The organism is Bradyrhizobium murdochi, assembly GCF_000472965.1.
Lineage (GTDB): Bacteria > Pseudomonadota > Alphaproteobacteria > Rhizobiales > Xanthobacteraceae > Bradyrhizobium > Bradyrhizobium murdochi.
In genome coordinates, this window is sequence record NZ_AXAU01000001.1 from 536,423 (window position 1) to 559,513 (window position 23,091).

Here is a 23,091-nt window from a genome sequence, read left to right on the forward strand (position 1 = left end):
TTTTCCGCGCCGCTTGCCGCGGCGCATTTTCCTGACGGGTCTACTCGATGTTGTATTTCTCGCGGTGGAAGGCGCTGGCGATCATTCTGACCGCGGTGATCGTCTGCCTGTTCGCGGTTCCGAACTTTTTTTCCCAGGAGCGTGTGAAGACCTGGCCGGTGTGGGCGCAGCGCCACATCGTGCTCGGCCTCGATCTGCAGGGCGGCTCATACCTGCTGCTCGAAGTCGATTCCAACTACGTGAAGAAGGAAAAGCTCGATCAGGTGCGCGACGAAGTCCGTCGCGTGCTGCGCGACGCCAAGATCGGGTATACAGGCTTGGCCGTGCGCGCCGACGCCGTCGAGGTCCGTGTCAAGGAGAGTGACCAGCAGGCGGCCCTCACCAAGCTGCGCGAGCTGTCGCAGCCGCTTGGCGGCCTGCTCGGCTCCTCAGGGCAGCGCAGCCTCGAAGTCTCCGATGCCGGCGGCGGCCTGTTCCGTCTCACCGTGCCGCAAGCCGCCATCACCGAGCGCATCCGGCAAACGATTGAACAGTCGATCCAGATCGTCGAGCGCCGTATCAACGAACTGGGCACGGTCGAGCCCTTGATCCAGCGGCAAGGCACCGATCGTATCCTGGTCCAGGTACCAGGATTGCAGGATCCAACCGACCTGAAGCGCATCCTTGGTCAGACCGCCAAGATGGAATTCCGCATGGTCGATCCGTCGGTATCTCCGGATCAGGTTCAGTCGGGGCGGGGGGTTCCGGCGGATTCGGAAGTCTTGATGAGCGAGCAATCGCCCAAGGTTCCCTACGTCATCAAGCGGCAGGTGCTGGTGTCGGGCGGCGACCTGACCGACGCGCAGCCGGGCTTCGACCAGCGCACCAACGAGCCGATAGTGAACTTCAAGTTCAACAGTTCGGGCTCGCGCAAATTCGCGCAGGCGACGTCGGAAAATGTCGGGCAACCCTTTGCCATCGTCCTCGACAACAAGGTGATATCCGCACCCGTGATCCGTGAACCGATCACCGGCGGCCAGGGGCAGATTTCCGGCAACTTCACGGTGCAGGCGGCCAACGAACTCGCGCTGCTAATGCGTGCCGGCGCACTGCCGGCGCCGCTGACCGTGATCGAGGAGCGCACCGTCGGTCCCGGCCTCGGGCAGGACTCGATCGAGAAGGGCAAGCTCGCAGCCTATGTCGGCTCGATCATGGTCATCGCATTCATGCTGCTGACCTACCGCCTGTTCGGCGTGTTCGCCAACATAGCGGTGGCCATCAACGTCGCGATGATCTTCGGCATCCTGTCGCTACTCAACGCCACGCTGACGCTGCCCGGCATTGCCGGCGTCGTGCTGACGGTCGGCATCGCGGTCGATTCCAACGTGCTGATCTATGAGCGGATCCGCGAGGAGCTGCGCGGCGGACGCAATGCGATCTCGGCGATCGACGCCGGCTTCAGGCGGGCGCTGGCGACTATCTTGGACTCCAATATCACCACCTTCATTGCCGCAGCGGTGCTGTTCTACATCGGCACCGGCCCGGTTCGCGGCTTCGCCGTCACGCTCGGCATCGGTATCATCACCACGGTCTTCACAGCGTTTACGCTCACCAGCCTGATCGTCGCTGGCTGGGTGCGCTGGAAGCGGCCGAAGACCGTGCCGATCTAGGGACCCCACTGTGACTCAATCTATTCTCATTGCGCTGGGCGTTCTGATCGTCGTGCTGACCGTGGTCGCTGTGTTCGATCTGTTGCCGCCGCTGCGCATCGTCCCTGACGTCACGCATTTCGATTTCACGCGCTTTCGTCGCATCAGCTTTCCAATCTCCGCGGCGCTTTCGATCCTTGCGATCGTGCTGTTTTTCACCCACGGGCTGAATTTCGGCATCGACTTCAAGGGCGGCACGCTGCTTGAAGTGCAGTCCAAGTCCGGTTCCGCCGATATCGGCGCGATGCGCGCGTCGCTGAGCAATCTTGGCCTAGGCGACATTCAGTTGCAGCAATTCGGCGGTCCGGCCGACGTGCTGATTCGGGTAGCCGAGCAACCCGGCGGCGACGCCGCGCAGCAGGCGGCGGTGCAGAAAGTCCGCGGCGCGCTCGGCGATTCCGTTGAGTATCGCCGCGTCGAGGTGGTGGGACCGCGCGTTTCCGGCGAATTGCTGGCTTACGGCATGCTCGGCATGATGCTCGCGATTTTCTCAATCCTGATCTATCTCTGGTTCCGATTCGAATGGCAGTTCGCGCTCGGCGCCATGATCGCCAACGTCCACGATATCGTGCTGACGATCGGCTTCATGTCGATCTCCCAGGTCGACTTCGACCTCACGAGTATTGCCGCGTTATTGACGATTCTCGGTTACTCCCTGAACGATACGGTCGTGATCTACGATCGCATCCGGGAAATGCTGCGGCGTTACAAGAAAATGCCGATGCCGCAACTGCTGAACGAATCCATCAATTCGACACTGTCGCGCTCGATCATCACTCACGTCACGGTGACGCTCGCGTTGCTGGCGCTGTTGTTGTTCGGCGGTCAGGCGATCCACAGCTTTACGGCCGTCATGGTGTTCGGCGCGCTGCTGGTTGGCACCTACACCTCGATCTTCATCGCCGCGCCGATCCTGATCTATCTGGGCGTTGGTGAGCACCGCGAGGCGCCGGATACGCCTGTGAAGAAGCCGGATACGCCGGCAAAGAAGTAGTCATGGCAACATCCTCGGACGCTCCGCATCTTCCGAGGCCGGCACCGATCGAAGCCTACGGCAAGGGCGGCTTCGCTTTCGCCGACATGTCGCATCGCGGCTCGCTTCTGTGCCTGCCGGACGGCATCTGGGCCTGGCCGGTGACAAAGCCCGCCGAGATCGATCAATATTCGCTGGACCGCGTGTTCAAGGCGGCCAATTCCATCGATACGCTGATCGTCGGCTCCGGCACCGAAATCTGGCTGCCCCCGCACGGGCTGCGCGAAGCGCTGCGTGCGGTCAGGGTGGTGCTGGACCCGATGCAGACGGGACCGGCGATCCGCACCTACAATATCATGCTGGGCGAGCGGCGGCGCGTCGCTGCGGCGTTGATCGCGGTGCCATGAGCGCCACGGCGACGTCGAAAGAATCCGCTGCGTTCTGCGCCGATCTGGTGCGCACGTACGACTTTGTCCGCTATGCCTCGACACTGTTCCTGCCTCAGGTCCAGCGTCGCGCACTGCTGTCGATCTATGCCTTCAACGTCGAGATTTTGCGCGTGCGCGAACAGGTCAGCCAGCCTCTGCCGGGCGAAATCCGGCTGCAATGGTGGACCGATATGCTGGAAGGCGCCGGCCATGGCGGCGTCGAAGGCAATCCGGTTGCAGCCGAACTCCTGCAGACCATTGCCGAATTCCGCCTGCCGATCGAGCCGCTGTCGCGGCTGATCGAGGAGCACCAATTCGACCTCTACAATGATCCAATGCCGTCAATGGCGGCGCTGGAAGGCTATGTCACCGACACCGCCTCGGCGCTGTTCTCGTTGGCTGCGCGGACTGCGGCACAGCCGTCGGTCGCGATCGACCATCTCTCCCGCCATGCGGGTCTCGCCCAGGGCATGGCGCAGGTGATCGCAGCGCTGCCGCTCGATGCTGCGCGGCGGCAGTTGTTCGTACCACTGCAATTGCTGCAGCAACATGGCAGCGGCATGGAGCAGGTCTTTTCGGGCAAGCAGGCGCCGCAGGCGCGCGCCGCGATTGATCAGTTGATCGGAGAGGGGCAAAAACATCTCCGTACGGCCTTCGAGTTGCTCACGCATGTGCCGCCGCAAGTGCGACCGGTATTCCTGCCGCTGGCGATGGTTCGCCGCGATCTGGAGCGGATGTCACGGGCTGACGTCGATCCGTTCGTGCCGCATCCAACGTCACGACTTCGGACGCTGTGGACGCTCTGGCGCGCTTCGCGCTCGCGGGAATTTGGCGAGTAAGAGGGCTCTGATCTTGCAGCGTCATTGCGAGCGGAGCGAAGCAATCCATCTCGCGGCATAACGGAAGAATGGATTGCTTCGTCGCTGCGCTCCTCGCAATGACGCCGGAGTGTCTATCACGAATTCAATTCGCTACTCTCAAAATTGAACCGGTCCCGCAGATTCTTGCGACTCTCCAGAATGTCCTTCAGGAACGCGCGGTCGACCTCGTTGTTGATCAGCGGCTCGATCAGGTCGACCTGATTCATCGCGACGAGCTGCAGGATCTCCGTGCGCGGCTTGCCGGCGGCGTCGCGCGGCAAGGCGTGCACCACCTGAATATGCTCCGGCGGCCTGACGCCCTTGGCGGAAGAAAGCTCGCTGCGCAACTGCTTTTCCAGTGCGACCTCGTCGGCCTCGACGAAGGCGTACAGCCCGACACCGGTACGGCGGTCGGCGAACGCGACAATGGCGGTATCGCGCACTTCAGGATTTTTCCTGATCAGGGCGCTCAGCACCGGCGCGTCGTTGACCAGCCGGCGGCCGCCACCTTCGCGATCGGTGAAGTTGAACAGGCCGCGGGTGATGGCCTGGTAGACCTTCTTGCCGGTCTTGAGCCAGATGCTGGCGACAAAGGATTTGCGCGCCAAAATCTTGCGCTCCATCGGCGTCAGCGCGGCCGGCGCGTAGCTGCGCTTGTGCTTCAGCATATGCCGCAGATCTTCGTAAGCCGCGATCCGGAATAGCCGGCTGCGAGTCTTGAAACAGGCGGCGAGTTGAAAATCGGTGAGATAGGCGCGGCCGTTGCGGCCCACGAGCCAGTTCTGCTCCTTGGCGAGATCGTTGTGGCAGATGCCGGCCCGATGCAGCTTGCGAAGAGCGAGCTTAGCGGAGCGGAAATAGGCGATGTCGCCATGGGGTTTTGCCAGGTGCAGCGCGACGCCGTCAATGAAGCCGCGCACCAGTGCCCGCCGACCGGCCCATAGCAGTCTCGGGCCGACATCGAGATCGCGTGCCAGTGCCAGCGCGCGGCGCTCGCGGACGAACAGATGTTGGGCGAGCGGATAAGACCACAGCGGCACCTGATCGAGCCGGCGCAGCACGGCATCGACCTCGCCGGCATCGTCGCGAAACCGGCCCCGTTCGACGGTGGAGAATACGTCGCGCTTCAAAAGCACGCCTTCAATCCATAGCGCCGATAAAATGGCAGCGTCGTCTTTCGGCAAGCCCATGGGATTACGCCGCCGCTGCTACGCGCAGATGATCAGCGATCCAGCGATCGAGATCGGTCAGCGCACGCGCGCTGAGCGCCTGCTTCTTGGCGACCGTCTTCTCGTTGCCGCGCAGCCTGCTGCCATCGGCCTTCTTGGTCGGCACGTTGGCAAGCGGCGGGAACAGGCCGAAATTGATGTTCATCGGCTGGAACGAGCGTGTTCCGGCCTCGATCGTTTCGATGTGGCCGCCGGTGATATGGCCGAGCAGCGAGCCCAGCGCCGTCGTCGCAGACGGTGATTCGAGCGACTGTCCTCGCGCATTGGCTGCAGCGTAGAGACCTGCGATCAGGCCGATGCTGGCGGACTCCACATAGCCCTCGCAGCCAGTCATCTGGCCGGCAAAGCGCAGCCGTGGCTGCGCGCGCAGCCGCAATTGCCCATCCAGGAGCTTTGGCGAGTTCAGGAAGGTGTTGCGATGCAGGCCGCCGAGCCGGGCGAATTCGGCGTTCTCGAGCCCCGGAATGGTACGAAACACGCGCTGCTGCGCGCCGTAATTCAGCTTGGTCTGGAAGCCGACCATATTGTAGAGCGTGCCGAGCTTGTTGTCCTGTCGTAGCTGCACGATGGCATAGGGTTTGACTATCGGGTTGTGCGGGTTGGTCAATCCTACCGGCTTCATTGGACCGTGCCGCAGCGTGTCGTGGCCGCGCTCAGCCATCACCTCGACCGGCAGGCAGCCGTCGAAATAAGGCGTATTGGTCTCCCAGTCCTTGAAATCTACCTTCTCGCCGGCGAGCAACGCCGCGACGAAGGCGTCGTATTGCTCCTTCGTCATCGGGCAGTTGATGTAATCGGCGCCGGTGCCGCCGGGCCCGACCTTGTCGTAGCGCGACTGAAACCACGCTACCGACATGTCGATGGAGTCCTTGTGCACGATCGGTGCGATCGCATCGAAGAACGCCAGCGCGTTCTCGTCGGTGAGTTCGCGGATGGCGTCCGCCAGCGGTGCCGAGGTGAGGGGGCCGGTGGCGACGATCACGTTGCCCCATTCGGCCGGTGGTAGGCCGGCAATCTCGGAGCGGTCGATCTCGATCAGGGGATGGTCGTGCAAGGCCCGGGTGACGGCGGCGGAAAATCCGTCGCGGTCAACCGCCAGCGCCCCACCCGCGGGCACCTGGTTGGCGTCGGCGGAGCGCATGATCAGCGAGCCCAGCCGGCGCATCTCGGCGTGCAGCAGGCCCACGGCGTTGTTGGCGGCGTCGTCCGAGCGGAACGAGTTGGAGCAGACGAGTTCGGCCAGGCCCTCGGTGCGATGGGCCTCGGTCATTCGCGAGGGGCGCATCTCGTGCAGGACCACGCGAACGCCTGCATTGGCGATCTGCCAGGCCGCTTCCGAGCCGGCAAGGCCGCCGCCAATCACATGGACGGTGTCAGTTTGGGGAGTGTTGGAAATCATGCGCGCAGGGTTAGCGCGTTTTCGCGCCTGGCGCACCTACGAAGCGCTTCCAAGCGAAGCCTGGCCCGGTGCAAACGACAACGCCCGCAGCGGGGCGGGCGTTATCCGTTCATCCAGGCGGCTGAGCAATGATCAGCCGTTATAGTTTCCGGCGGCAACGCGCGGAATGTCCGAACGATCAAGGCCGATATCGGCCAGTTCCCGATCGCTGAGCTGGGACAGTTCGCTGACATTGCGCTGATAATCCCGGAACGCCTGGATCATGCGGATGAGCGAGAGCAACATGGTAGTCTCCTTGCAGTTACGATTCAGCCCTTGGAGGATGGCCTCATCGTTGAAATGAATATAGCTTGGATTTTTGCAGTGCGGAAGTTCCTATGTTGCGATGCAGCTAATCCTAGAACGCATAACGGCGGTAACGGCCGCTTAACGAGTCGACATGGTGGCGGATTAGCCGGCGGAAGCGCGATGGACGTGCGCCAAACATGTAAAGTAATGCCGTAGATTTGCGGGTTTCACGTAATCTTCAGATAACTTTTAACTGGCGACCAAGGAGGTCGGAAACCAGCTCGAGGGCTTTCAAGGGCCGACAAAATGCGCCGCGAATAGCGACGCTCTTAAAATCTTCTTATGCGCGAATCGCATGTTGTTTGCAAAGCAAAATGAATATAAATTCATTATTACGTGGGACAATCATGGTAGGGCCGCCGCAATGGCAGCTTTTGGTGAATGGGCCCGGCCTGCAGGGCCGGTCACCACGGCCAGTCCTCTGAGTTCGTTTCAAGGCGCCCGCGAAAGCTGCGTCGCGAAATAGCCGATGGTCTTTGCGTAGACCTCGCTCCTGTTCCACTCCTTGATCGCAGCGAAATTGGCGCTGCCAGGTTCCCAATCCTTGCCGCGCTGCCAGCCGTGGTTGGCGAGGAAGTTGGCGGTCGAGGCCAGCACGTCGGGTGGGCTGCGCAGGAGGTCGCGGCGGCCGTTGCCGTCGAAGTCGACCGCGAACTTGATGTAGGACGACGGCATGAACTGGGTCTGGCCGATTTCGCCGGCCCAGGCGCCGCGCATTTCCTGCGGCGCGATATCGCCGCGTTCGACGATGCGTAGTGCGTCCATCAACTCGGCCTTGAACAGGTCGGCGCGGCGGCAATCGTAAGCCAGCGTCGCCAGCGCGCGCAGTGTCGGGAATTTTCCGATGTTGACGCCGAAATCGGTTTCCAGGCCCCAGATCGCCACCAGCACTTCGCCGGGCACGCCATACGCTTGTTCGATGCGCCCGAGCACCGAGCCGTATTGCTTGAGCATGTTGGACCCACGCGTCAGCCGCGGCGGGACCATGCGGCCGGAGAATTCCTCAAAACTCTGGCTGAAGACCTTTTGCGATTGGTCGCGGGCCAGCACGCTCTTGTCGAGCGTGACGCCGGTCAAGCCGGCCTGGATGGCGGACGCCGATATTCCCTTGGAGGCCGCTTCCTTTTTGAAGTCTTCCAGCCATGTTTCGAACGGGCCCGTGCCGCAGGGCGCACCGAGCGCGGCAGTAGAGGTCAGTAACAGCGCACCCAAGGTCAGGGCGCGCAGGGAAAGGCGAGAGATCATCGTGCCGTTCGCTCCACGATCGATGCGTCTTCAGCATTAGTGTCGACGCCACGCCGAATGTTCGAAGCAAGGTCGGCCAAAACAAGGCTTATCTAGGTGCCCGCAATGCTATTCCGTTGAATGTGCTCAATTCATCGTTAGTGAGAGGTGAACAGTTAATCCGCTGGTCGGATTCGACCGGCGGATTGATCGATCAGGTTCCGTGCAGGCCTATACGTTATTCCCTGCGCCGCCATGGGAACAGATTGGCCGGGAAGTCGGCAGCAGGCTTGCGTTCGCGGTGCGCGCGGGGCGGAAGCGGTTGCGGGTTGAGTTCCGGCTCTATCGTCTCGCGATAGAGATGCCAGGTAGCGTGCCCGAGCAGCGGGATGATGACGGCAAGGCCGAGGAAGAACGGCAACGTTCCCGCGACCAGCAGCACCGCGACGATCAAGCCCCAGGCAGCCATCGGCACCGGGTTATGTGCGACCGCGCGCAGCGAGGTCACCATCGCATCGCCAGCGCCGGCATGACGTTCCAGCATCAGTGGGAACGAAACCACGCTGATGCAGAGCGCGACGAGGGCAAACAGGAAGCCGACGCCGCAGCCAACCACGATTAGCCACCAGCCTTGTGGCGTCGTCAGCACGCGCGTCGCGAAATCGGAAAAGCCGGTCACTCCCTCATAGCCGAACGCAGCGATGTAGATCGCCTGCGCGGTCGCCACCCAGGTCACAAAAAGTGCCAGCAGCAGCACGCCGAACCCGAGCATCGCGCCGAACGACGGCGAACGCAGCACCTCGAGCGCATCCCAGGCAGTTGCCTGTTCGCCGCGTTCGCGACGGCGGCTCATCTCGTAAAGGCCGAGCGCCGCGAATGGGCCGATCAGGGCGAAGCCTGCGGCCAGCGGAAACAACAGCGGTATGACAGAATAGCCGAGAACGGCGCGTGCCAGCACCAGTCCGAGAACGGGATAGATCACACACAGGAGGATGGCGTGGCTTGGCACTGCCTTGAAATCCTCCCAGCCGCGCCGCAACGCGCGACCGAGTTCGGCGAAGCCGATGGTTCGGATGACTGGCGCGGCAGCGGCATCCGGTGCGCGCTGCGCCATCGATGTGACATTGCCGTGATAGGTGGCCATGGTCGCTCCCTCACGGCCGCATTGCGTGCCAATCGAAAGACGCACACGCGCCGTTTCATAAAACGATCACGATCAAGCCAGACGCGAAGACAGAGGATGGAACTGGGCCATGTCGCGAACTGTCGAGATAGGATACTTCCAAACAGCAACAAACGCACTCACGCTTAGGTGAATGTTTCATTGGCAAGCTTCCCTTAGGTGGCTAGACTTGCAACCGATCCCGGCGTGGTGCTGCCGGTCAAACAGTGCCGCCCAAGACTCACCCCATCCTCAACTCATTGGGAGCGAACGATGAGCATTTTCGGAAAAATCATGAGCGCGATCTTCGGCACCAAGGCAGATGCCGCGCCGGCTGGCGGCGGTGCGGCTGCGGGAGGCGGCTCATCCCCCGGTGCGGCCGCTGCACCTGCGGCGACTGTCGACGTCGCGCCGATCCTCGATCAGGCAGTGAAGGCCAAGGGTGAGAAGCTGGAGTGGCGCACCTCGATCGTCGATCTGATGAAGGCGCTCGACATCGATTCCAGCTTCGCCGCGCGCAAGGATCTTGCGAAAGAACTCGGCTACACCGGGGACAGCAACGATTCCGCCAGCATGAACATCTGGCTGCACAAGCAGGTCATGGCCAAGCTGGCCGCCAATGGCGGCAAGCTGCCGCCTGATATCAAGCACTGACGCTTCGCTTGGTCCTGACATGCGAAGGTCCGCCGCGGCGCGGGCCTTCTTTTTTGGTGCGATTGTAACGCAGCAAAACGCGTAACGGTATCTACTTCGTGGAGAAAACGCTGTAGATGCGGGCGGACAAGAAGACTCATAAAACAAGGAGGATCCCAATGAGCAATGTTGATCGCAGGACCATTCTGGCCACGGGCGCGCTGGCGCTGGCGGGTACGGCGGCGCAAGTGGGCACGGCCGCAGCGCAGGTCGGCTCGAAATCGATTTTTTCGGTTGGCACGACGACCATTCCCATCGCCGGCGAGACCGATGTTTTTCCGGTGCGGCGAATCTATTGCATTGGGCGCAACTATGCCGCGCATGCCCGCGAAATGGGCTCGGATCCCAATCGCGAGCCGCCGTTCTTCTTTCAAAAGCCAACCGACGCGATCCAGAATGTCGCCATCGGAACGGTTGGCGATCATCCGTATCCGTCGCTCACCAAGAACTATCATTATGAGGTAGAGCTGGTGGCAGCGCTGAAATCGGGCGGCACCAAAATCCCCGTGGAGCAGGCGCTCGATCATGTCTACGGCTATGCGTTAGGCCTCGACATGACGCGGCGCGATCTGCAGCGGGCAATGGGCGACGAGAAGAAGCCATGGGAAATCGGCAAGAGCTTTGATCGCTCCGCGGTGCTCGGGCCGATTCATCCAGCCACGAAGACCGGCCATTTTACCAAGGGCGCGATCTCGCTTGCGGTGAATGGCACCGTCAAGCAAAACTCCGATCTGCGGAATATGATCTGGAACGTGGCGGAGCAAATCGCCAAGCTTTCGGAAGCTTTCGAGCTCAAGGCGGGTGACATCATCTATTCGGGCACGCCGGAAAATGTCGGTCCCGTCGTGAAGGGCGACGTTGTCCTGTGCAAGCTCGAGGGCCTACCGGATATGTCGATCCGGATTACGTGAGCGTGCCACCTGTCGCCGTCGCGTTCCGCAGGGACGACTGTGGTTTGGTGTGCCACGTCACCCCGTCAGATCGGCAAATTCCGGATTTCTGCGCAGATAATCCACGACAAAGCCGCAGCCGGCGATGACCTTGCGTCCGTCGGCGCGGATCAGTTCGAGGGCGCCCCTGACCAGCTTAGAAGCGACGCCGCGGCCGCGCAGGGCGCGCGGCGTTTCGGTATGGGTGATGATGACCGCCGCGGGCGTGATGCGATAATTCGCGAACGCCACGGCGCCATCGATATCGAGTTCGAAGCGGTTTTGAGCCTTGTTGTCGCGGACGGCGGCCATGCAGCGATTCCTGGATGATTCACTGTTTGATTTAGAGACATGAACCCGCCGGTGCAAACCGCCGACGAACGGACAACTGCCAGGCTGATATGCTGTCTAGAGCCTTGACCACTGCATTGCTGGGCACTGCGGTGATATCGTCGCAACCGACCACCTCAACGAGCCGGCTCGCACAAGCGCAAAAGCGCGCCGCGGCTCGGTGCAGTGCAATAAGGACGCGTAATCGCACAGGAACTTTGCCGGCGAGGTCTTGCAACCGGGGGTGAGGTTCCTACGTCTTTAGAATGACATACGCCGCTGAGGCGGCCGGGTCTGGGTTCGATATCGGAAATGCTGTGATCGCGGCCGCCGACGTATGCCTCTTTTCAAGGGGAGGTCTACAATGTCGGGCTTTGGTTTCATCAGCAAGCATCGCACATGGGAAGATTGGCTCGGCATGCTGCTTGGCGTGCTGATCGTGGTATCGCCGTGGTTTCCGTTCTCCAGCCACGACGTGATGGACGCCGAACGCAGCACCATGATCCTCAATACGTTCGTGATCGGCATGCTGGTCTTCGGTCTGGCCCAGCTTGAATATGTCGCACTGCAGCGCTGGGAGGAGGTGGGGGAGATCGCGCTCGGCCTATGGCTGGCCGCTTCACCCTTCATCTTCGGCTATGCCGGTGACGACATGCTTCGGGCCTGGCACGTCGCCCTCGGTGGAATCGTCGTCCTGCTGGGCGCGCTTCAGCTCTGGCAGGATTGGCGCTTGAGCGATCAGGAACTGGCCAATCATCCGCAATAATTCTGGAGAGCCCGTCGGCTCCACACATGGCTGGCGGGCTCTCGATTCAATTCTAATTCTTGAATGAGACGATAAGCGGGGCGCGGACCGGGGGCGCCGTCGACGGCATCCATGTCGTCGATCTTCCATTGGCCGACGAAAATCATTTGCGCGGGTTTATGGACGCGAACGGCTGGTCATGGTGATGTCGGTTCGCTGGCCGCGATACTATCATGGCCTGTAACGCCTGACGGCGGATTTGAGCTCACAGCGGCCTTTCTGCTATCGTTGCCATGAGATGTTCTATTGTCCGAAGCGTGATGGTTGATTTCCTGTGACTGAAACGGTGACCATTCCTATCCCGCGCGGCGGTCTCGCGCGGATGTCGCGCCGGGTGATGAATCTGGCGCATATGCTGACCCAGAATGCCCGCCGCCATGGCGAACGCATTGGCTTCATTTGGGGCGATAGATCCTGGACCTGGCGCGAGATCGATGGTGCCGTGTCGGCTCTGGCAGCAGGCCTCGCCGCGCGCGGTATCGCCAAGGGCGATCGCATCCTCGTGCATTCCAAAAATTGCGACGAGATGTTCTGGTCGATGTTCGCGGCGTTTCGGCTCGGCGCAGTCTGGGTGCCGACCAATTTCCGCCTGATGCCGGACGAGGTCGCCTATCTCGCCAGCGCCTCCGGTGCTAAGGCCTTTTTGTGTCATGGCGATTTTCCGGATCACGCTACGGCGGCAGCCAATCCGGCGCTCGAATTCACCTGGCGGGTCGGCGAGGGCGCCCTCGGCGAGAAGACGGTCAGTGACGTGATCGCCGAGCATGCCGGCGCCAAGGTCGAGAATGCGGCGGTCGACTACGACGACCCCTGCTGGTTTTTCTTCACCTCCGGCACGACCGGGCGCTCCAAGGCCGCGGTTCTCACCCATGGGCAGATGGCCTTTGTGGTGACAAATCATCTCGCCGATTTGATGCCGGGCACGACGGAGACGGATGCCTCGCTGGTGGTCGCGCCGCTGTCGCACGGCGCCGGCGTGCACCAGCTCGTACAGGCGGCGCGCGGCGTACCGACCATTCTGCTGCCGTCGGAAAAATTCGACATCGCGGAAGCGTTCCGGCTGATTGAGGCCCATCGCGTCAGCAACATCTTTACCGTGCCGACGATTCTGAAAATGATGGTCGAGCATCCGGCGGTCGACAAATATGATCATTCCTCGCTGCGCTTCGTGATCTATGCCGGCGCGCCGATGTATCGCGAGGACCAGAAGGCCGCGCTGAACAAGCTCGGCAAGGTGCTCGTGCAGTATTTCGGCCTCGGCGAGGTCACCGGCAACATCACGGTGATGCCGGCCAGTCTGCACGACACGGAGGACGGCCCGCAGGCCCGCATCGGTACCTGCGGCTTCGAGCGCACCGGGATGCAGGTGTCGATCCAGGGCGATGACGGGCGCGAGCTCAAACCGTTCGAGACCGGCGAGATCTGCGTGATCGGTCCCGCCGTGTTCGCCGGCTATTATGACAACCCCGAGGCCAACGCGAAGGCGTTTCGCGACGGCTGGTTTCGCACCGGCGATCTCGGCCACATGGACGAGGAGGGATTCGTCTATATCACTGGCCGCGCCTCGGACATGTACATTTCCGGCGGCTCCAACATCTATCCGCGCGAGGTTGAGGAGAAGATTCTCACCCATCCCGCGATCGGCGAGGTGGCGGTGCTCGGCGTGCCCGACCCGTTCTGGGGCGAGGTAGGGGTCGCCGTCTGCGTCGCGCGCGAGGGTGCTACTGCCGTGAGCGAAGCGGAGCTTGCCGCATTCCTGGCGCCCAAGGTGCCGCGCTACAAAATGCCGAAACGCTTCTTCTTCTGGGAGGCGCTGCCGAAATCCGGCTATGGCAAGATTCCGAAGCGGCTGGTTCGCGATGAGCTGGAGGCGAGGGGGCTGCTTGACCTTATCTCCAAGACGGATAGCTGAGGCGATGCGCAGCGTCGCGCAGCCCGGGCCGCCAGCGCCCGAGCGCATCCAATGGGTCGAGGCGCGGGGACGGGCGTTCTCGTTCACGCTGCAGGCGGGCCTTCCGCTGCTCGAGGCCGCGCGCCGCGGCTTTGCCGAAGCCGGCTTTTCCGGTGGTGTGTTGGGCATGCGGGGAGGGGCGCTTGGGCCGTTTGCCTATGTGATGCCAGCGCTGTCGAAGACCGGCGCCAATGCCGCGTTCTACAGCGATACGTTCCGGCCGTCCGGCATCACGCGGCTGAAGCTCGGCGCGATGACGCTCGGCGAGCGCGACGGCGCGCCGTTCTTCCATTGCCACGGGCTGTGGACCGAGACAGACGGACATCTGCACGGCGGCCACATTCTTCCCGAGGAAAGCGTCGTCGCCGAATCGTTCGCGGTGGAAGCATTCGGCATCGACGGCGCGATGTTTGTGGCTGAGCCCGATCCCGAAACCAACTTCAAATTGTTCGGGCCGGTGGCGCGCGCGAGCACGGACGCCGAGACCACGAGCCGCGCCTTTGCGCTGCGGCTGCGGCCGAACCAGGATTTTGCAGCGGCGCTGGAGACTTTCTGCCGGCAGCACGGAATCCTGCGTGCGCGGATTCACGGCGGCGTCGGCTCCACCATCGGCGCGCATTTCACCGATGGCCGAACCGTGGTGCCGTTTGCGACCGAGCTTGCGATCAAGGCCGGCACGATCGCGCCCGGCGCCGACGGCATACTGCAGGCTGAGCTCGATGTCGCGCTGGTCGATTATCTCGGCGGCATCGCCGAGGGACGGCTGATGCGCGGCGACAATCCGGTGCTGATGACGATGGAGCTCGTGCTGGAGGTGGTGTGAGGACGATTTCTCACGACGGGCTGTCATGCCCCGCGAAGGCGGGGCATCCAGTACGCTGCGGCTTATCGCTCAATCACTACTGTCTCTGGAATACTGGGTCACCCGCTTTCGCGGGTGACGACGGTTCGTGTCAGATCGTACCAAGGACTCACCTGAAGTGATAGTTCACCCCGACTTTGATGGTGTGAAAATCGACCGTACCGGAGTCAAACACGTCGCCGCCCAGATTGTAGGTCTCGCTGCCGAGGCTGGTGTACATGTATTCGGCCTTGGCCGACCAGTTCGGCGTGAACAAATATTCGAGGCCGCCGCCGATGGTGTATCCGGTGTGAGACTGGCTATCCGAAAGCGACACGCCGAGCGCGGGCACTGAAAGGGAGTCCTTTCTGTTGGCCCACGCAAAACCGCCCTTGGCGTAGATGAGGGCCGCATCCAATGCGAAGCCCGCGCGGCCGGTCACGCTGCCGAACGAGTTGATCTTGAGTTCCTCCGTGGCCAGGACGCCCCCGCCGATGTCTGCGGTGAGGCTGTCCTTGATGCTGGCGCCGGCGGCGTCGACTTCGACACCGAATACGAACTGGCTACCGGGAAGCTGCCAGTTGTAGCCGATAGTGCCGCCGCCGAAGCCGCCGCCGCCATCGCCCTCGCTCTCCCAGCCGTAGCCGCCCATCGCGCCGATATAGAAGCCGGACCAGTTATACGCCGCAACCACCGCCGCCGGGGGAGCCGCCTTGGCGTAGGGCCGCGCCCGCAGGTCGGCGGCCGAGGCCGCGGTCGCGACCGAAAGAGCCACACCAGCTAAAAGTAGTCGTTTCATATTTTGTCCCCTGAAGTTGAACACTCGTATAACCCCCTGCAGGCCCCATAACGGACCGATTGCACCGGCATGGTGACGTATCGTTTTCGGAAAGCGGGCGCGAACGCGCCCCCAAAGAGCCGTTTGCAAGCGACGTTTGCGCGGATGTGAGAACGTCGTTCGCAGGTTAACCATACGTCATGTATGCCGGCAAAAATTGGACCGAAGCGCGTTCGCTCATTGGCGTGGACAGGTTGCTATTTCGACAGCAGTGCGGCGACGTGTGGCGTGGAGTGCGTTCTCGATTTGCGCGCGCGCGCGAGAGAGAGAGAGGGGCAGGTAGGCCTCGCGTCAGCGCCGCTTTCGAACGTGAACGTTGATGTCGAGATCGATCTCGTTGACGCAGGTCTGCGTCGTGCGATGCGAGCGGCCCTCGTGCCAGCGGCCCGGGCGCGTGCGCGCATCTCTGACATTCGCGAGCTTCAGGCAGCGCCATTGCGGCAACGGGCCACTGCTTTCGCCAGCAAACTGCCAAGCGAGCACGACCTCTTCGCCGCTCTTGTTGGTGCCGATGATGTGCGGGCATAGTTCGCGGACGCGGCCGTCATAGACGCAGACGACCTGCTGCTCACCGAGGATGGCATTGCGGAAGAGGGTGTAGGCGGCGCTCGGCATCGGCAGGGTACCATCTAGGATTGTACACCATTGTCTGTATAACCCTTCCGAATGACTTTGTTCCGCGGGGCTGCGAACCATGGCTTACAAGCGCAATCGTGCGATCAATCTGCCGGCGCCGTACCTGAAGCGGGTTTGGATCGAGCCATCGCGGATCACCGACCGGGAGGCCTATCCGTTCTGCCTGCCGCTGCTGCGCGATGAGTTCGAACTGACTTTCAACAAGGCGATCACCATCATCGTCGGCGAGAACGGCACCGGCAAATCGACCTTGCTCGAAGGCATCGCTGTGCTTGCCGGCTACGACGAAGCCGGCGGTGGTAAGGGGTACATGCCCGTCGATCATTCGAAGGCGTTGGAGAAGATGGGTGGAACGTTGTCGACCGCCCTTCGCGCAAGCTGGCTGCCAAAGATCACCAACGGATGGTTCTTTCGTGCTGAGAGTTTCTTTTCGGTGGCCCGATATCTCGATGAAGCGGCCATCGGAACGCCCGGCCCGCCGCCTCCCGATTTCCTCTCGCACTCCCACGGCGAAGGCTTTTTGCGCTTCTTCGAAGAGCGCTGCCAGCGGCAGGGCATCTTCATCTTCGACGAGCCGGAATCCGCGCTCTCGCCATCGCGTCAGATCGAGTTTCTGAAACTGATGCGGCGGATGGACGAGATCGGCCATTGCCAGATCATCATGGCCACGCATTCGCCTGTCCTGATGGCCTATCCGAACGCGACGCTGCTGCGGCTGACGAAATATGGGCTCGAGCCGGTGACCGTACGCGAGACCGACCACTACAAGGTCCTGCGCGAATTTTGCGACGACCCGGATGGTTTCGTGCAGGCGGCGATCGAGGAGTGAAGGTTTGTAGGGTGGGTAGAGCGCAAGCGAAACCCACCATGTTGCATCGTACGACGACTTTGATGGGTATCGCTTCCGCCTACGCTCGTTGGGCTACGGCGGACAAGTCGCTCTAGCCATCCTACGGTACTGCAAACTTTGTCGCAGGCTGGATCACCTACGCTGGGCTCGTTTGTGCTATTATATCGGCCGAACAAGGGAAAACAGGGAGGACGCCATGCCTCATACCCTGGTGCCCAGTGATCGCGTCGAGCGTGTGAACGTGTACGGGCGCGACGGCACAAAACTCGGCTCGATCGAGCGGCTGATGCTCGACAAGGTGAGCGGAACGGTTGCCTACGCCGTGATCAAAACCGGCGGGCTGCTCGGCAGCCACCATCATTATCCGATTCGCTGGGACGCGCTCCGATTTGATCCCGCGCGTCAGGCCTACCAGACCGACGTGACGCTGGAGGACCTACACACGGGGCCGTCCGAACTCGATGATGACGCCTTCGACTGGGGTGACCGCTCGCAGCCGCATCCGCATTATTGGACGGTGTAACCGCGCCGGCGGAGTGACCTGCTCGCAGGGAGGAAGAAACGACGGATTACGCTTCGCTCCACCCATCATCCCACGCTACTGGCATGGGTGTTCCGGGTTTTGTGTCTGGCTCACTCCGCCGCCTCGCTCGCGGCTCCGCTCTTCCGCGGCTTGCCTTCCGCTTTCTTCAGCACCGGGGCCAAAAACTTCCCAGTATAGCTCCGCGGCGCTTTGACGATGTCTTCCGGCGGGCCCCAGGCGACGATTTCGCCGCCGCCGTCGCCGCCTTCGGGGCCGAGGTCGATGACCCAGTCGGCGGTCTTGATGACTTCCAGATTGTGCTCGATCACGACCACCGTGTTGCCTTGCGCCACCAGCTCGTGCAGCACTTCCAAAAGTTTTGCCACGTCGTGGAAGTGCAGGCCCGTCGTCGGCTCGTCCAGGATGTAGAGCGTGCGCCCGGTGGCGCGCTTTGAGAGCTCTTTGGCGAGCTTGACGCGTTGGGCTTCGCCGCCGGACAAGGTCGTCGCCTGCTGGCCGACGTGGATATAGTCCAAGCCGACGCGGTGCAGCGTCTTGAAGGTTTCGCGCACGCGCGGGACCGCCTTGAAGAATTCGGCAGCTTCTTCCACCGTCATGTCGAGTACGTCCGAGATCGACTTGCCCTTGAACAGGACCTCTAACGTCTCGCGGTTGTAGCGTTTGCCCTTGCAGGTGTCGCAGGTGACGTAGACGTCGGGCAAAAAGTGCATCTCGATCTTGATGACGCCGTCGCCCTGGCAGGCCTCGCAGCGGCCGCCCTTGACGTTGAAAGAGAAGCGGCCGGGCTCGTAGCCGCGCGCCTTGGCTTCGGGCAGGCCGGCAAACCATTCGCGGATCGGGGTGAAGGCACCGGTATAGGTCGCAGGGTTGGAGCGCGGGGTGCGGCCGATCGGCGACTGATCGATATCGATGATCTTGTCGATATGCTCCAGCCCCTCGATGCGGTCGTGGGGGGCGGCGCCTTCGCTGGCGTTGTTGAGTTTGCGCGCGATGGCGCGGTAGAGCGTGTCGATCAGCAGCGTCGACTTGCCGCCGCCTGAAACGCCGGTGACGCAGGTGAACAGCCCCAACGGAATTTCCGCCGAGACGTTTTTCAGGTTGTTGCCGCGGGCGTTGACGACCTTGATGGTTCGCCTGTGGTTCGGCGGCCGGCGCTCGGGGATCGGCACCGACAATTCGCCGGTGAGGTATTTGCCCGTCAGCGATTTTGGATTCCGCATGATGTCTGCGGGCGTGCCCTGCGCCACGATGTGGCCGCCATGCATGCCGGCGCCGGGGCCGATGTCGAGCACGTAATCCGCAAGACGTATCGCGTCCTCGTCGTGCTCGACCACGATCACGGTATTGCCGAGGTCGCGCAGCCGCTTCAGCGTCTCCAGCAGGCGCGCATTGTCGCGCTGGTGCAGGCCGATCGAGGGCTCGTCCAGCACGTAGAGCACGCCGGTCAGCCCCGAACCGATCTGTGAAGCGAGGCGGATGCGCTGGCTTTCGCCGCCGGAGAGCGTGCCGGAGGAGCGGGAGAGCGTGAGGTAATTCAGGCCGACGTCGAGCAGGAAGGACAGCCGCTCGCGGATCTCCTTCAAGACGCGCGCAGCGATCTCGTTCTGCTGGTCGTTGAGCGCCTTCGGCACGCTTTCGAACCATTCGCCGGCGCGCTTCACCGACAGCTCGGAGATCTCGCCGATATGCTTGCCGCCGATCTTGACGCAGAGCGCCTCGGGCTTGAGGCGATGGCCGTTGCAGGCCTCGCATGGGATATCGGAGAAATACTTTGCCAGTTCCTCGCGCGCCCATTCGCTCTCGGTCTCGCGGTAGCGGCGCTCGAGGTTGGTGATGACGCCCTCGAAGGGCTTTTTGGTATCGTAGGAGCGGACGCCATCCTCGTAGGAGAATTTGATCTCGTCGTCGCCGGAGCCATGCAGCAGCGCTGCTTGCGTCTTCTTCGGCAGGTCCTTCCACTTGGTGTCGAGCGTGAACTTGTAGAACTTGCCGAGCGCGGTCAGCGTCTGGATGTAGTAGGGCGAGGACGACTTTGCCCAGGGCGCAATCGCACCCTTGCGCAAGGTCAATTCCTTGTCGGGAATGACGAGGTCCTCGTCGATATGCTGCTCGATGCCGAGGCCGCCGCAGGCGGGGCAGGCGCCATAGGGATTATTGAACGAGAACAACCGCGGCTCGATTTCGGGAATCGTGAAGCCAGAGACCGGGCAGGCGAATTTCTCCGAGAACAGAATCCGTTCCGGCCCGCTCTTGTCGTGGATCTTTGCGGTCTTCTTCTTGTCCTCGGCCGCAGGCGCGCCCGCCGGCGCGTCGGCATATTCGATCACGGCGAGCCCCTCGGCGAGCTTCAGTGCCGTCTCAAAACTTTCGGCGAGGCGCTGGCCGAGATCGGGACGGACCACGATGCGATCGACCACGACGTCGATGTCGTGCGGGAATTTCTTGTCGAGCGTCGGCGCCTCCGACAGCTCATAGAAAGTGCCGTCGATCTTGACGCGCTGAAAACCCTTCTTGAGCCATTCGGCGAGCTCTTTCTTGTACTCGCCCTTGCGGCCGCGCACGACCGGCGCCAGTAGATAGAGCCGGGTGCCCTCGGGCAGTGCCAGCACGCGATCGACCATCTGCGAGACGACCTGGCTTTCGATCGGCAATCCCGTGGCCGGCGAGTAGGGCACGCCGACGCGCGCCCATAGCAAGCGCATGTAGTCGTAGATCTCGGTGACGGTGCCGACGGTGGAGCGCGGGTTCTTCGAGGTGGTCTTCTGCTCGATCGAGATCGCAGGAGACAGGCCGTCGATCTGGTCGACGTCTGGTTTCTGCATCATCTCTAGGAACTGGCGCGCGTAAGCCGAGAGCGATTCGACGTAGCGGCGCTGGCCCTCGGCATAGATGGTATCGAAGGCGAGCGAGGATTTGCCGGAGCCGGAGAGGCCGGTGAACACCACGAGCTTGTCGCGGGGAATCTCGAGATCGACATTCTTGAGATTGTGCTCGCGCGCACCGCGGATGGTGATCGCACGCGATGCGGAGCCGGCGTTCTGTTGGCGCTTCGCCCTTAGCACTTCATCCATATCGGCATTTCCAGGCGCGAGGCACGCGCCACGTTGGGCGCGCATTGCCGGCGAGGGACCGGGATCAGGCGCCGATGATTGAAAGTCGGAACATAGGAAGAACGGCTGGGAATTTCCAGTGTCGCGTGCGAATCATCAACGGATTGTTTGCGCTGAAATATTTTTGGCAGCAGCCGTCAGCAGCTCCGTGCGAAACGCCGCGGAAAATAAATCGCCTCCGTTCCGGTTTCGGAACGGAGGCGCAGGCAGTTTCAGCAGGAAATCTTAGAAGTGATAATTCACGCCGACCTGAACACTGTTCAGGTTGAGCGTTCCGCTCGCAATAGGAGCAACGCCTGCGAAGTAGGTCTCGCCCTGGAAGCTGCGATAGAGGTACTCAGCCTTGACCGACCATTTCGGTGCGAACATCACCTCGACGCCAGCACCGAGAGTCCAGCCGGAATGGATCTGGCTATCCGACACGCTCACGCCGAGCGCTGACAATGTCAGACGGTTGTCGGCCCAGGCATAACCGCCGGTGCCGTAGACGAGGACCTGGTCGAAGGCGTAGCCGACGCGGCCACGAACGGTACCCATCGAGCGAATCCGGGTCTCTACGGCGGCGAGCGCCGGGTTACCCACCCTTACGCCGACATCTGCCCAGGCGGCGTCGGCCTCAACGCCGAGCACGAAGTTGCCAGTCTGCCAGTTGTAGCCGAGCGTGCCGCCGGCGAAGCCGCCGCTGATCTCGCCCAACGCATCTGAGGTGTTTTCCTGGGCGTAGCCGCCCATCGCGCCGAGGTAAAAGCCGGTCCAGTTATTGATCGCAATCGCTGCGGCCGGCGCCTTGGTGTAGGGCCTGGCAGCGAGATCGGCGGCCATCGCGGGCGCCATCCCAAGCGCGATCAGGCCAGTGGTGGTCAGCAGAATCTTCTTCACTTTCTTTTTCCTTTCGCGGCTCTCCAACGCAACTTTCCTCAGCCGTCAATTTGAGGTTGCCTGGCGATATAGCGCGAAGTTCCCTAAAAATGCTGTCGCGGAAATACCACATCAGCGGCAAAAGCGTGGAAATGCAATCGTTCCGTGTGTCGGTCGTGCCGGTCTACAACCAAACAAAAAGGCCGGCACAAGGCCGGCCTTCTCAGTGCTGGTTATCACCGCAAACAAAAAAGGCCGGCGTGAAGCCGGCCTTTCCGTAGTACCACCGCGCTGGCTTTGCGATCAGTACCTCGCGATGACGGGGCCGCCCCAGCGGTAGTTGACGCGGACCGTGACGAGATCGACGTCCTGGCTGATGTTACTAGTCCTTGAGAACGAGCCGGCGGGAGCACCAACAAAGTTGCCGGACGCAGCAAAGTCGATGTCGCGGTCACCCATGAACAGGTGGTTGTACTCGACGCCAACCGACCAGTTCGGGGCGAAGCCGACTTCGAGACCGGCACCAACGACGCCGCCCCAACGCGTTTCCTTGGCGCTGTCGATCAGCAGCCCGGTCGCGACATCGAACCCCCGGTACTTGTCGCTGGTCACGGCCGCGCCGCCCTTTACGTAGAGCAGGACGTTGTTCCAGGCATAGCCAACCTGACCGGTGATCAGTCCGAACGCGTTGATCCTCGACTCATTCTCAACGGGAGCGAGAAAGGCCAAACTTGTGTTGGAGCCTTGGAAGTCAGCCCAGTTGCCTTGCCCTTCCACGCCGAACACCCAGGTGCCAGCCTGCCAGCGGTAGCCGAGTTGACCACCGGCCGTGCCGCCAGTCGCATCGTGGCAGCCTTCGGCCACGGGCGGAACGAAAGGACCCAAGGCGTCGGCGGTGAGATCCCAGCACTTGCGGCCCGAACCCCAGCCGCCGTTGGCGCCGATGTAGAAGCCGGTCCAATCGTAGATGGCGGCGACTGGAGCAGGCGGCGCCTTGGTGTAAGGGCGCGCAGCGAGGTCGGCCGCCGCCGCAGGTGCAGCGAACGCAATGAGAGCAACCGAAGCTAACAGGTACTTCTTCATGATCTATCCCCAGTTTTGTCCGCTTCCCGCTAGGCCTGAAGCGTTGTTGTGACGCGAGCGCCCGCGCCGCTGGAGAATTCTATAGCGCGACTCGCGCGGAAATGGCGTGTCCCGGATGCAACACGCGCGAACCAAGTTTATGGAAGAAGCTTATGATTTATCTGGTATAATTGGAACCGAGACGGGAACTTTCGGGTTCCATTTCGCTTCTTTCGGTTCCCCCGTGGGTTCCCGGGGTTCGCCTAGAGATTGCAAAGCCGCCAGCAGGCGCACATAGGACGTCATCCGGAACAAAGCTGGAACGTGCACCTA

The 23,091-nt window shown here is 62.1% G+C and carries 22 protein-coding genes; 11 read left to right on the top strand and 11 right to left on the bottom strand.

Going from position 1 to position 23,091, the window contains the following annotated elements; translation table 11 throughout:
• Nucleotides 1-47: 47 nt before the first annotated feature.
• Genes secD through YUO_RS0102760 form a run of 4 tightly spaced genes read left to right on the top strand, consistent with a single transcriptional unit; the run spans nucleotide 48 to nucleotide 3,928 of the window.
• A complete protein-coding gene (secD, locus tag YUO_RS0102745) occupies nucleotides 48-1,649 on the top strand; it encodes a protein translocase subunit SecD (RefSeq protein ID WP_028345927.1) in 1,602 nt (533 codons plus the stop codon).
• A gap of 10 nt (nucleotides 1,650-1,659) precedes the next feature.
• On the top strand, nucleotides 1,660-2,682 hold the full coding sequence (gene secF / locus YUO_RS0102750) for a protein translocase subunit SecF (RefSeq protein WP_028345928.1): 1,023 nt from the start codon (nucleotides 1,660-1,662) through the stop codon (nucleotides 2,680-2,682).
• A 2-nt stretch (nucleotides 2,683-2,684) separates the two neighbouring features.
• Nucleotides 2,685-3,068 carry an Mth938-like domain-containing protein gene (locus tag YUO_RS0102755; protein ID WP_028345929.1) on the top strand — a complete coding sequence of 128 codons (384 nt, stop codon included), beginning with the start codon at nucleotides 2,685-2,687 and terminating at the stop codon, nucleotides 3,066-3,068.
• Nucleotides 3,065-3,928, top strand: a complete 864-nt coding sequence (locus tag YUO_RS0102760) for a phytoene/squalene synthase family protein (RefSeq protein ID WP_028345930.1) — start codon at nucleotides 3,065-3,067, stop codon at nucleotides 3,926-3,928. The genes YUO_RS0102755 and YUO_RS0102760 overlap by 4 nt, the downstream gene beginning before the upstream one ends.
• A 116-nt stretch (nucleotides 3,929-4,044) precedes the next feature.
• On the opposite strand, the gene YUO_RS0102765 is transcribed toward YUO_RS0102760, so the two are convergent.
• From YUO_RS0102765 to YUO_RS0102785, 5 genes are all read right to left on the bottom strand, one after another.
• Complete coding sequence (locus tag YUO_RS0102765) at nucleotides 4,045-5,139, bottom strand: serine/threonine protein kinase (protein ID WP_028345931.1); 1,095 nt, start codon at nucleotides 5,137-5,139, stop codon at nucleotides 4,045-4,047.
• A 4-nt stretch (nucleotides 5,140-5,143) separates the two neighbouring features.
• Nucleotides 5,144-6,577, bottom strand: a complete 1,434-nt coding sequence (gene trmFO / locus YUO_RS0102770) for a methylenetetrahydrofolate--tRNA-(uracil(54)-C(5))-methyltransferase (FADH(2)-oxidizing) TrmFO (protein WP_028345932.1) — start codon at nucleotides 6,575-6,577, stop codon at nucleotides 5,144-5,146.
• Nucleotides 6,578-6,709: 132 nt separating this feature from the next.
• Nucleotides 6,710-6,862, bottom strand: a complete 153-nt coding sequence (locus YUO_RS44460; RefSeq protein ID WP_074278622.1) for a DUF1127 domain-containing protein — start codon at nucleotides 6,860-6,862, stop codon at nucleotides 6,710-6,712.
• Between the two features lie 495 nt (nucleotides 6,863-7,357).
• On the bottom strand, nucleotides 7,358-8,170 hold the full coding sequence (locus YUO_RS0102780) for a lytic murein transglycosylase (protein WP_028345933.1): 813 nt from the start codon (nucleotides 8,168-8,170) through the stop codon (nucleotides 7,358-7,360).
• Between the two features lie 217 nt (nucleotides 8,171-8,387).
• Nucleotides 8,388-9,293, bottom strand: a complete 906-nt coding sequence (locus tag YUO_RS0102785) for a DUF2189 domain-containing protein (protein WP_028345934.1) — start codon at nucleotides 9,291-9,293, stop codon at nucleotides 8,388-8,390.
• A 291-nt stretch (nucleotides 9,294-9,584) separates the two neighbouring features.
• Between YUO_RS0102785 and YUO_RS0102790 the strand changes: the two genes are divergently transcribed.
• Nucleotides 9,585-9,965 (top strand): DUF3597 domain-containing protein, encoded by a 381-nt coding sequence (locus YUO_RS0102790; RefSeq protein WP_028345935.1) that lies wholly within the window; start codon nucleotides 9,585-9,587, stop codon nucleotides 9,963-9,965.
• Between the two features lie 158 nt (nucleotides 9,966-10,123).
• Entirely contained in the window at nucleotides 10,124-10,915 is a 792-nt protein-coding gene (locus tag YUO_RS0102795) for a fumarylacetoacetate hydrolase family protein (RefSeq protein ID WP_028345936.1), read from the top strand.
• 57 nt (nucleotides 10,916-10,972) lie between these two features.
• Here the strand turns inward: YUO_RS0102795 and YUO_RS0102800 are convergent, their stop codons facing one another.
• On the bottom strand, nucleotides 10,973-11,245 hold the full coding sequence (locus tag YUO_RS0102800; RefSeq protein WP_028345937.1) for a GNAT family N-acetyltransferase: 273 nt from the start codon (nucleotides 11,243-11,245) through the stop codon (nucleotides 10,973-10,975).
• Between the two features lie 382 nt (nucleotides 11,246-11,627).
• Here YUO_RS0102800 and YUO_RS0102805 point away from each other — a divergent pair, with 382 nt between their 5' ends.
• The 3 genes from YUO_RS0102805 (at nucleotide 11,628) to YUO_RS0102815 (ending at nucleotide 14,842) form a co-directional block, all read left to right on the top strand.
• Nucleotides 11,628-12,029 (top strand): SPW repeat protein, encoded by a 402-nt coding sequence (locus YUO_RS0102805; protein ID WP_028345938.1) that lies wholly within the window; start codon nucleotides 11,628-11,630, stop codon nucleotides 12,027-12,029.
• Between the two features lie 313 nt (nucleotides 12,030-12,342).
• Nucleotides 12,343-13,980, top strand: a complete 1,638-nt coding sequence (locus tag YUO_RS0102810) for an acyl-CoA synthetase (RefSeq protein WP_430649525.1) — start codon at nucleotides 12,343-12,345, stop codon at nucleotides 13,978-13,980.
• 4 nt (nucleotides 13,981-13,984) lie between these two features.
• Nucleotides 13,985-14,842 carry a PCC domain-containing protein gene (locus tag YUO_RS0102815; RefSeq protein WP_028345940.1) on the top strand — a complete coding sequence of 286 codons (858 nt, stop codon included), beginning with the start codon at nucleotides 13,985-13,987 and terminating at the stop codon, nucleotides 14,840-14,842.
• Between the two features lie 148 nt (nucleotides 14,843-14,990).
• Here YUO_RS0102815 and YUO_RS0102820 read toward each other — a convergent pair whose 3' ends face one another.
• Together YUO_RS0102820 and YUO_RS0102825 are read right to left on the bottom strand one after the other, a co-directional pair.
• The gene (locus tag YUO_RS0102820) at nucleotides 14,991-15,659 is read right to left on the bottom strand and encodes an outer membrane protein (RefSeq protein ID WP_028345941.1); all 669 of its coding nucleotides are present in this window, start codon (nucleotides 15,657-15,659) and stop codon (nucleotides 14,991-14,993) included.
• Nucleotides 15,660-15,989: 330 nt separating this feature from the next.
• The gene (locus YUO_RS0102825) at nucleotides 15,990-16,313 is read right to left on the bottom strand and encodes a hypothetical protein (RefSeq protein ID WP_028345942.1); all 324 of its coding nucleotides are present in this window, start codon (nucleotides 16,311-16,313) and stop codon (nucleotides 15,990-15,992) included.
• Nucleotides 16,314-16,392: 79 nt separating this feature from the next.
• Between YUO_RS0102825 and YUO_RS0102830 the strand changes: the two genes are divergently transcribed.
• A complete protein-coding gene (locus tag YUO_RS0102830) occupies nucleotides 16,393-17,163 on the top strand; it encodes an AAA family ATPase (RefSeq protein ID WP_028345943.1) in 771 nt (256 codons plus the stop codon).
• 217 nt (nucleotides 17,164-17,380) lie between these two features.
• Nucleotides 17,381-17,707 (top strand): PRC-barrel domain-containing protein, encoded by a 327-nt coding sequence (locus tag YUO_RS0102835; RefSeq protein ID WP_028345944.1) that lies wholly within the window; start codon nucleotides 17,381-17,383, stop codon nucleotides 17,705-17,707.
• Nucleotides 17,708-17,817: 110 nt separating this feature from the next.
• On the opposite strand, the gene uvrA is transcribed toward YUO_RS0102835, so the two are convergent.
• From uvrA to YUO_RS0102850, 3 genes are all read right to left on the bottom strand, one after another.
• On the bottom strand, nucleotides 17,818-20,799 hold the full coding sequence (uvrA, locus tag YUO_RS0102840) for an excinuclease ABC subunit UvrA (protein ID WP_028345945.1): 2,982 nt from the start codon (nucleotides 20,797-20,799) through the stop codon (nucleotides 17,818-17,820).
• A 264-nt stretch (nucleotides 20,800-21,063) separates the two neighbouring features.
• Nucleotides 21,064-21,717: an outer membrane protein gene (locus YUO_RS0102845; protein WP_028345946.1), complete on the bottom strand. Its 654-nt coding sequence runs from the start codon at nucleotides 21,715-21,717 to the stop codon at nucleotides 21,064-21,066.
• Nucleotides 21,718-21,999: 282 nt separating this feature from the next.
• Nucleotides 22,000-22,779, bottom strand: coding sequence for an outer membrane protein (locus tag YUO_RS0102850; protein ID WP_028345947.1), 780 nt, complete (start codon nucleotides 22,777-22,779; stop codon nucleotides 22,000-22,002).
• Nucleotides 22,780-23,091 lie beyond the last annotated feature (312 nt).